We start from the raw sequence: 9,451 nt of genomic DNA on the forward strand, positions 1-9,451 counted from the left end.
GGCCCAACGCGCTGCGCATCACCGCCCGCCTCAACGGCGAGACGATGCAGGACAGCAACACCTCCGACATGATCTTCTCCGTCCCGCGCATCCTCGCCATCCTCTCCGAGGCGATGACGCTGGAGCCGGGCGATGTCATCGCCACGGGCACGCCGAGCGGCGTCGGCTACGCCCGTAAGCCGCCGGTCTTCATGAAGGGCGGCGACACGATGGAGATCGAGATCGAGGGCATCGGCACCCTCGTCAACACCGTCGAGGACGAGGCCTGAGACGATGCCGGGCGAGAGGCTCCAGGGCGCCGCAACCGGGGCGCCCAGCATCACCCTCTCCTTCGACAACGGGCCTGAGCCGGAGGTGACACCGGGCGTGCTGGAGGTGCTGCGGCGGCGCGGCCTTCCTGCCACCTTCTTCGTCCTCGGGCACAAGCTGGCGACGCATCGCGCTTTGGCGGAACGGGCGCATGCCGAGGGCCACTGGATCGGCAATCACACCTGGAGCCATGCCGGGCCGCTGGGTGACGCTCCCGGCGGCGCCGCAGCCGCTGAGGCGGAGATCGCCCGTACCCAGGAGCTGATCGGCGATCTCTCGCACGAACACCGGCTGTTCCGCCCGCAGGGCGGCGGCGGCGCCCTGGGCCCGCACCTGCTGAGCCAAGCCGCGCTCGACCTCCTGACGCACGGCGCTTTCACCTGCGTGCTGTGGAATGCCGTGCCGGGCGACTTCCGCGATCCGGATGGCTGGGTGGATCGGGCGCTGGACATGTGCCGCGGCCCGGAGCCCGTCGTGCTGGTCCTGCACGATCTGCCGAACAACGCCATGCGCCACCTGGACCGCTTCCTTGGCAGGCTTGCCGACCAGGGCGCCCGATTCACGCAGGAGTTCCCGGATTCCTGTGTCCCACTCCGCCGTGGCATCGCCACAGGGCCCGTCACCAACTACGTCAATTCTCGCGCAGGAGCCTCCGCATGACATTCGCCACACGCCGCGCCCTGCTGGGCGGGCTTGCCGCCGCGCCACTGCTGGCCCGCTACGGTGCCGCGCAGGCGCAGAGCACCTGGCCGGACCGGCCGATCCGCCTCGTCGTACCTTTCGGCGCCGGCACCACGACGGATGCGCTCGGCCGCATCCTGGGCGACGCGCTGGCGAAGGATGTCGGGCAGCCCGTGGTGGTGGAGAACCGCGCCGGCGCCGGCGGCAATGTCGGCGCGCAGGCCGTCGCGCAGGCGGCCGGCGATGGCTACACGCTGCTGCTCGGCACCAACGGCACGCACGGCATCAACAGCAGCCTCTTCCCCAATCTGGGCTTCGATCCGGTGAAGGACTTCACCCCGATCGCGCCTTTCGTCACTACGCCATCCGTGCTGGGCGTGCCGGTCGCCCTGAAGGCCAATTCCCTGGCGGAGCTGATCGCGCTGACCAAGGAGAAGCCGCTGAGCTTCGCCTCGGCAGGCAACGGCACCACGGGGCATCTCTCGCAGGCGCTGTTCAACATGCGGGCGGGGCTGGAGACGCAGCACGTTCCCTACCGCAACGCCAGCCAGGCGATCACCGACCTGATCGCCGGGCGGGTGGACGGGATGTTCTATCATCCGCTCGGCCTCAAGCCGCATCTGGAGGCCGGCACGCTGAAGGCGCTGGCCGTCACATCGGCCAAGCGCATCGCCATCCTGCCCGATGTGCCGACCATGCAGGAGGCAGGGGTGGCGGATTTCGTCGTGGAAGGGCGGTGGTCTCTCTACGGCCCTGCCAAGATGCCGGCGGACATCGTGGCCCGGCTCAGCCGGGCTACCAACGCCCTGCTCGCCGACCCGGCGGCGCTCAGGACCCTGCGCGCCCAGGGCGTGGAACCGGTGGGCGGCTCGCCGGAACAGCTCGCGGCGATGACGCGGGACGAGATCGCGAAGTGGCGGCCGGTCATCGCCGCCGCCAACATTCGCCCGGATTGAGGAAATACGGCCGGGGCTCCGGCTTGGCCAGCAACCCGGAGGCGGCACGATTTCGATCGTCCGCACCGGGTTGGCCTGCTTTTCCCAGGCCTTGGCGCCTGCCGGCACCTTCACCCGATCAGGTGGATTCACCTGATCGGGACATATCGTGGATGAGGGAAATGTCGGGCCGGGGCGGCGCTAACGCGCCGCCTGCGCCTGCTGGACGAACTCGGCCAGCTCACGATTATAGCGCTCCGGCTCCTCCCAGAACGGCGCGTGGCCGCTGTCGGGGTAGAGGGAAAGCCGGGCACCCGGCACGGCGGCGGCGGTGAAGCGCGCGATCGCCGGGGTCAGGATGCGGTCCTTCTCGCCATGGGTGACCAGAACGGGCAGGCGCAGCGCCCTCAGAACCGCCGCGTAGTCGGCGGGACGGCCCGAGAGGCCTGCACGCACGTAATGCGGCGCCAGCATGTTGAAGGCGAGCATGGTCTGGAAATCGGCCGGATCGGGCTGGGTGGCGAAGCAGGCGCGCAGGAACCGGATCGTGCCCTCGATGAAGCCCTCGACGCCCGGCGCCAGCATCGCCTGGGGGCCGAGCAGCCCGACATCAGGGCCCAGGAAGGCAGGGTCGCCGAGCGTGCTGCTGGCATCGACGTAGTTGATGCCGGCCACGGCATCGGCACCGTGGGCGGCGAGATAGTCGCCAACCACCCGCCCGGCATAGGACCAGCCGACCAGGACGGGACGCTGCAGCCCAAGTTCGGCGATGACGCTCCGCACATCATCGGCCCAGACCTGGCCTGGCTTGTAGAAGGCATCGCCCTGTGGCTTGGCGCTCATCCCGTGGCCGCGCAGGTCGATCGCCACCATGCGGAAGGCGCGGGCCAGCGCCGGGTCGCGCAGCTGCCGGTCCCATGACAAGGCAGCCTGCGCGAAGCCGTGCAGGAACAGGATCGCGGGTCCCTGCGGATTGCCGAATTCATATGTCGCGAGGCGCACGCCATCGGGCGAAGTGACGAAGCGCGGATTGTAGCCCGCTTTCTCCGTGGAGGCGGGCGGCTGTTGCGCGCGGGCCGCCATGGACGGGAGCAGTGAGGCTCCAAGAGCGGCCGCTCCCAGCGCCATCATATCCCGCCGGCTTGTCGGATACAGGTTCATCTTCTTTCCTCCCTCGCGGCCCGACCGCCGCCCTCGGCGATCTCCGGCCGCTGAACTGGACTCGGGCCGACGGATGCGCCGGTGCTGCCGACACGTTTGCCGCCGACATGTTCCAAACCCCGGTCGCCCCCGTCGATCGGTCCTCGGGCGGCCGCAGACGCTGAATGGCCGAGGGCGCCTTCTGCGCGAGATCCGGTCTCGTGGGCGCCCCGGGCTGCGGAAGCGGCCAGGAGGTGCAGTCCCTTCCTTCGTTCCGGCGCTAACTGGCCTGCCGCCGTGAAGCGGCGACGGCGCGGTCCACCATCTGGGGCGCCATGCCGAGATAGTTGGCCGGGTCGGTCAGCCGGTCGATGGCGGCGCGGTCCAGGTGGCGGGTGACCTCCGGGTGGCGCGCCAGGGCGTCCGCCAGCGTGCCGCCCTGTTCGTTCACCTCGCGGCAGACATCGTAGACGAGGTCGTGCGCCTCGTCGCGGCCCGTGAAGGGTGCCAGGCCCATCATCACGGCCTCGGCCACGATGAGGCCGTTGCTGAGGGCGAGGTTCTGCCGCATGCGCGCCTCGTCCACGATCAACCCGCCCAGGGCGAATTTGGCCTGGTGCAGCGAACCGGCCGTGAGGACGAAGCTCTCCGGGATCGCCATCCACTCGGCGTGCCAGGGGCCGGTCGCCCGCTCGAGATCGTGGATCATGGCGTCCAGCATCAGGCCCGCATGCTGCCGGACGCCCTTGGAGGCAGCCAGCATCAGTTCCGAGGAAATCGGGTTGCGCTTCTGCGGCATGGTCGAGGAGGCGCCGCGGCCTTTCACGAAGGGCTCGTACACCTCGCCGAACTCGGTGGAGGCCATGAGCATGATGTCGTAGGCGATCTTGCCCAGCGAGCCGGTGACGAGGCCGAGAAAATTCACCACCTCGGCGAAGCCGTCGCGGGCGACGTGCCAGGTGGTGACCGGCACGCCAAGGCCGAGTTCCTCGCAGAACGCCTGCTGAACCTCCAGCCCGCGCTCGCCGAGCGAAGCGAGCGTGCCCGCGGCGCCTGCGAACTCGCCCACGAGCACGCGGGGCCTGAGCTGCCGCAGGCGCTCGGCGTGCCGGTCGAACATGGCCAGCCAGATCGCGGCCTTGTAGCCGAAGGTGACCGGCAGGGCCTGCTGCAGGTGCGTGCGCCCGGCCATCGGCGTGTCGCGGTGCTTCGTCGCCAGCTCGGCGAGGATCTGCCGGAGGGCGCCGATCTCCGCCTCGATCACGTCCAGCCCAGCGCGGACGCGCAGCACGTCCGCCGTGTCCATGATGTCCTGGGTGGTCGCCCCCCAGTGGATGTAGCGCCCGGCCTCGCCACACTGCTTCACCAGCTGGTGGACGAGCGGCAGGATGGGATAGCCGACATTGTCGGTCTCCCTGCGCAGCAGTTCGAAGTCCAGCGCGTCGATGCTGCAGCGGGCGGCGATCTGCTCGGCAGCCTCGGCCGGAATGACGCCGCAGCGCGCCTCGGCCTTCGCCAGCGCGATCTCGACCTGGATGTAGCGGGCGATCAGGGTGCGATCCGAGAACACCTCCCGCATCCGGGGCGTTCCGAAGGCATCGCGGAACAGGCCGGAGTCAATAACGGTGGTCGCGGAAGCGAATGGTGCCACGGGAGCTCTCTCGGGGGTCGGTGGTTTCGAACATGCTCGGCGGATGGCCGCACAGGCTGGCCATCCTGTTCTCGGAAGCGCCCTATTCGGGCTTCACCCCCGCCTCTGCCAGGACGCCGCGCCAGCGCTCCATCTCGGCGACGAGGAAGGCGCGGGTGCCGTCGAGGTCGGCGGCTGCCATCGGCACGTTGCCGAGCTCCGCCAGCTTGGCGACAAAGGCGGGGTCGGCGAGGGCCTTGCGGCTCTCGTCATGCAGCTTCGCCACGATCGGCGGCGGCGTGCCCGCGGGGGCGAGCAGCATGTTCCAGGTCGACATCCGGAACTTCGCCAGTTCGGGGATGCCGCTCTCCCGCACCGTCGGCAGCTCCGGCAGGAACGGCACCCGCTCGGCCGAGGTGACGGCCAGCGGCCGCACCAGGCCGCCGCGGATATTGCCCAGCGCGGTGGTCGAGGTGTCGTTCACCAGGGTGACGATGCCCGCCATCAGGTCCGCCATGGCCGGTGCCACGCCGCGGTAGACGACGTGGTTCATGCGCGTGCCGGTGAGCGACAGGATCTGCACGGCGGAGACGTGGGCGGCCGAGCCGTTGCCCGCCGAGCCGTAGTCGAAGTGGTCCGGCCGCGCCCGAACCGCATCGATCAGGTCCTTGAGGCTCCGGTACGGCGCATTCGCGCCCACCAGGAGGACGACCGGCCCCTCCATCAGCGTGGCCAGCGGTACGAAGTCGGCCGCCGCGTCGTAGGGCAGGCGGCGGTAGAGCCACGGGTTGATGGCGTGGGAGAGGTTGTTGAACAGCAGCGTATAGCCATCCTTCGACGCCTTCGCGACGACATCGGCGCCGATGGTGGAGCCGGCGCCGGTGCGGTTCTCGACGACCACGCGACCGCCCAACTGCTTGCCGAGCTGCTCCGCGAAGACGCGGCCGAGCGTGTCGGTCGGCCCTCCGGCGGAGAAGGGCAGCACCAGGCGGATCGGCCGGTCCGGGTAGCTGGCGGTGGCCTGGGCGCCGGCGGACGAGGACAGCAGGGCGGGCGAGGACAGGAGGGCAGGCGCGAGGCCCGCGGAAGCGACCAGCGCGCGGCGGGACAGCATGGCGGTCTTTCCTCCCTTGGTCCGTACTTATTGATTGGTACGAACTATTCAGGAAAACGCAACCCTGCTTGTCAACCGTTTTTTGGTCCGTACCATTGGCACGATGTCGGCCGCACACTCCGCCCCAGCACCCCGCTATGCAGCGCTCGCCCAGGAACTCGCCGAGGAGATCGCGCGCGGCGTGCTGCCGCCGGGCGCGCGGCTGCCGACGGAAGTCGAGCTCTCGGCGGCCCGCGGGGTCAGCCGTGCGACCGTCCGTGCGGCGCTGTTGCGGCTGGAGGAACTGGGGCTGGTGTCGCGGCGGCGGCGGTCCGGCACCCATGTGACGAGCGACGCGCCGCGGCGGCCGGGAAGCTACGCACAATCCCTCACCGGGATCGACGACCTGCTGCAATACGCGGCGGAAACGGAGCGGCGCGTCCTCCAGGTCAGCCCGGTCATCGCCGACGACCTTCTGGCCGCCCGCCTCTCCGTGCGCCCGGGCAGCCGGTGGGTCCATGTCGCCAGCCTCCGCGTGGCCCTGGACGCTACGAGGCTGCCCCTCTGCTGGACCGACAGCTATGCCGACGCGGGCGCCGTGCCCCGGGATCTTGGGCAGCGCCTGCAGGACGGCTCCTTCCGCGGGCTGATCGCTACACTGCTGGCGGAGAGCGCCGGGCGGCCTATCGACGAGGTGGTCCAGGAGATCCGGGCCGCTGGCGTTCCGGAGGGCGTGGTGGCGCAGACCCTGGCGGCGGAGCCGGGCGGCCACGCACTGGAGATCACCCGCCGCTACCTCGACCCCGCCGGTGCCCCGCTGGCGGTGACGGTCAGCCTGCACCCGGCGGAACGCTTCTCCTACACCACCCGGCTCAGGCGCCTGCCGGCGGCGGAGCAGGCTGCTTCCCGGCCCCGATAGGACACGGTGCCTGCATCACCACGACGCGGGACATTGGCACCGCATGTAGGGCGGCCGAGGGGCGCTCCAGCGGATCGCCCGCCGCGGGGAGGGCGGCATTACCGCTCACGACGCCGGAGAAGCCAGGCTGCCCTGCCATTCATTGCCACCGTCTCTCCTCAGCGGGGCCCGGTGAATCGGTTCGGCGTCTCAACGGCGAGGTATTCTGAGAGATCCATTTGCCTTGCCGGCTATGCCCGCCCCGGATGGCCGGCAGCAGGCTGATGCCGGCGAAGGAACCGAAACACGGCGCCGCGTCGCAGTATGTACCGGCCATACGAATGCGTTGGCTCAAGCCGCCGTCAGCCTTGCTGACACCATCGGGCGCGCCGCGTGCAGATTCGTGAGGATCGCAGCGCAGCGGGCCCGCATCTCGTCCGTGGGCGGCAAGAGATCTGGCACCATCACCACCGTCATGCCGGCCGCGCAGGCGGCCCGGACGCCGTTATAGGAATCCTCGAATGCCAGGCAGCTCCCTGCCGGCACACCCAAAGCCTGGGCAGCCTTGAGAAACAGATCCGGATGGGGTTTGCCCCGCTCGACATCGTCGCGCGTGATGACAGCATCGAAGCGGCCGAGGATGCCCGTGCGCCGCAGGTGACGATCGGCCTTGGCACGGCTGGATGACGTGGCGACCGCCTTCCGGATACCGAGTGCCTCAAGGTCCGCGAGCAGCTCAAGAACACCGGGCTTCAGAGCCAGCGCCCCTGCCTCGATGAGAGCTTCCATATGGCGGCCGGCGGCGCCCAGGTAGTGGTCCGCAGGAAACCCGGACCCGAAGCGTTCCTGCACCAGCGTCCGGCAATGATCGGCGGGAACGCCAATCATCGTGTGGCAGAAGGCCTCTGGCGCGTCGATGTTCATCTCCGCCGCGACCTGCATCAAGCTCCGCATCGCGAGGCTTTCCGTATCCACGAGCAGCCCGTCCATGTCAAAGACCACGGCGCTGAAGGGCTGAAGCATGTCAGACATATGAAGTGCTTTCTCTTGATGCCTGGGTGGCGTCGCTCAGGCCGTGAGCCTCATGACGGCAGCGCGTGCTCCGCCCCGTTGCAAAGCCCTCACCGCCTGGGTCAGATCGGCCCGAAAGGCGGCACAATTCGGAAGTTCCGTCCCGAAAGCCTGCTCCACGCCCAGGGCGAGATCGGTCAGGCGCGCCGCGTCGTCCCCGGCCGCCTGGCCGATCGCCTTCAGGTGCTGATCCAGCGGGTCCTCCATCTGTACCGGTCCGGCCTGGCCAGTGCGGCCTGATGCGCAGCAGATCCATGCTGCCACCGCGAGTGTCGTGCAGGGTGCCGGACGGCCTGCGTGGCGATTCTCGCAGAGCGAGGCGAGAAGACGTGTCTGCAGCTTTTCCGATCCATTCCGGCCAACGCGGGTCAGCTGGTGGACGATGCCGGGGTTGCGCCAGCGCCGCAGCAACTGGTGCGCATAGGCCGTGATGTCATGGTCGCTTGGCGGCATGGTCGGCATCTGCTCCCTCAGCATGAAGCGCAGAGCGTAAGATCCGAAGGCCGGGTCGGCCACGAACTCCGCCACAGTCCGGAACCCTGATAAGGCACCCAGGTAAGCAATGGCCATGTGTGTCCCGTTCAGCAGGCGGAGCTTGGAGGCTTCCCATGGCGCCACGTCGGGCACGAATTCCGCGCCGGCCTCCTCCCAGCGGGGGCGCGGACCCTCGAAGGTCTCGATCACCCACTGGCGGAAGGGCTCGGCGGAAACCGGCGCCGCGTCCTGAAGGCCGAGCATCGCCGCGGCGTCGGCCTGGTCCACCTCCGTCGCCGCGGGGACGATCCGGTCGACCATGCTGCACGGGAATTGCACGGAGGTGCCGATCCATTCCGCCAGGCTGTCGTCCCGCAGCGCCGCGTAGTCCATTGCGGCCTGGCGCAGCACGCGGCCATTGCCTGCCAGATTGTCGCAGGACATCACCACCGGCGGGCGCAGGCCTGCCTGGCGAACCTGCGCCAGGCCCGCGACAAGGACCCCAATCGCGCTCTGCGGAGTGGCGCCGTGAAGGTCGCGTTGGATATCGGGATGCGCGGCGCAGAGGCGCCCCGTGGTCGCGTCGATGCAATAGGCGGCGGATGTCACCGTGAGGGTGACGATATGGATGTCCGGGTCGAGGAAGCGCGCCGCCATCGCCGCGTGCTCCTCCGGCGCGTAGAGAACCTCCCGTACCGTGCCGATCACCTCGGCCTGCACGCCTTCGGCACCGCGTTCCAGGACGGTGTAGAGGCCATGCTGGGGCCGCAAGGCGTCGCGCATGTCCGGCTTCCTCAGACTCGCCGCGATGATCCCCCATGGTTCGGGCTCGGCGGCATTGGAGGCCTGGAGCGCGCGCTGGGTGAACACCGCCTGATGCGCACGATGAAATGCGCCGCAGCCGAGATGCAGGATGCCGGGGCGCAGAGCCGCGACGTCGAAGCCTGGCCGAGCGACAGAGCGCGGGAGGAGGCCGAGCGTGCGGGGCGAGAGCCGGGGCGGAGCGGTGACATGCAGGCTGGAACTGCCAGGATATTCGAGCGATGCGGCGGAAAGCGGGGACAAGTTGGCCACAGCGAAGAGGCCTCCAGATTAGGGCCTGTTAGAGCTTGAGCCAGTCGGCGGCTGCTGCGAGGCAGAGGATGCCGATGAAGGATCGGGCGGTCTTCTCGTAGCGGGTGGCGACGGCACGCCATTCTTTGAGGCGGGCCCAAAGGTTC

The 9,451-nt window shown here is 69.4% G+C and carries 9 protein-coding genes and 1 pseudogene; 4 read left to right on the forward strand and 6 right to left on the reverse strand.

The window, feature by feature from the left end; all coding sequences use genetic code 11:
• The 3 genes from CR165_RS23665 to CR165_RS23675 all read left to right on the forward strand — a co-directional run.
• A partial coding sequence (locus tag CR165_RS23665) for a fumarylacetoacetate hydrolase family protein (RefSeq protein ID WP_146202038.1) occupies positions 1-269 on the forward strand: 269 nt, incomplete at its 5' end.
• Positions 270-273: 4 nt separating this feature from the next.
• On the forward strand, positions 274-969 hold the full coding sequence (locus CR165_RS23670) for a polysaccharide deacetylase family protein (RefSeq protein WP_109519355.1): 696 nt from the start codon (positions 274-276) through the stop codon (positions 967-969).
• Entirely contained in the window at positions 966-1,946 is a 981-nt protein-coding gene (locus tag CR165_RS23675) for a Bug family tripartite tricarboxylate transporter substrate binding protein (protein WP_109519356.1), read from the forward strand. The genes CR165_RS23670 and CR165_RS23675 overlap by 4 nt, the downstream gene beginning before the upstream one ends.
• 180 nt (positions 1,947-2,126) lie before the next feature.
• On the opposite strand, the gene CR165_RS23680 is transcribed toward CR165_RS23675, so the two are convergent.
• The 3 genes from CR165_RS23680 to CR165_RS23690 form a co-directional block, all read right to left on the reverse strand.
• Positions 2,127-3,008: an alpha/beta fold hydrolase gene (locus tag CR165_RS23680; RefSeq protein WP_181378353.1), complete on the reverse strand. Its 882-nt coding sequence runs from the start codon at positions 3,006-3,008 to the stop codon at positions 2,127-2,129.
• Between the two features lie 337 nt (positions 3,009-3,345).
• Entirely contained in the window at positions 3,346-4,716 is a 1,371-nt protein-coding gene (gene pcaB, locus CR165_RS23685; protein ID WP_109519358.1) for a 3-carboxy-cis,cis-muconate cycloisomerase, read from the reverse strand.
• 82 nt (positions 4,717-4,798) lie between these two features.
• Positions 4,799-5,809, reverse strand: a complete 1,011-nt coding sequence (locus CR165_RS23690) for a Bug family tripartite tricarboxylate transporter substrate binding protein (RefSeq protein WP_109519359.1) — start codon at positions 5,807-5,809, stop codon at positions 4,799-4,801.
• A gap of 103 nt (positions 5,810-5,912) precedes the next feature.
• On the opposite strand from CR165_RS23690, the gene CR165_RS23695 reads away from it, so the two are divergent.
• Positions 5,913-6,707 (forward strand): GntR family transcriptional regulator, encoded by a 795-nt coding sequence (locus tag CR165_RS23695; RefSeq protein ID WP_146202039.1) that lies wholly within the window; start codon positions 5,913-5,915, stop codon positions 6,705-6,707.
• 330 nt (positions 6,708-7,037) lie between these two features.
• On the opposite strand, the gene CR165_RS23700 is transcribed toward CR165_RS23695, so the two are convergent.
• From CR165_RS23700 to CR165_RS23710, 3 genes and pseudogenes are all read right to left on the reverse strand, one after another.
• Positions 7,038-7,718 carry an HAD family hydrolase gene (locus CR165_RS23700; protein WP_109519361.1) on the reverse strand — a complete coding sequence of 227 codons (681 nt, stop codon included), beginning with the start codon at positions 7,716-7,718 and terminating at the stop codon, positions 7,038-7,040.
• Positions 7,719-7,754: 36 nt separating this feature from the next.
• Entirely contained in the window at positions 7,755-9,305 is a 1,551-nt protein-coding gene (locus tag CR165_RS23705) for a mannitol dehydrogenase family protein (RefSeq protein ID WP_109519362.1), read from the reverse strand.
• Between the two features lie 28 nt (positions 9,306-9,333).
• Positions 9,334-9,451, reverse strand: a pseudogene (locus CR165_RS23710) (IS5-like element ISMex42 family transposase); the annotation flags it as partial.

This window comes from Teichococcus aestuarii (genome assembly GCF_003116135.1).
Classification (GTDB): Bacteria; Pseudomonadota; Alphaproteobacteria; order Acetobacterales; family Acetobacteraceae; genus Pseudoroseomonas; species Pseudoroseomonas aestuarii.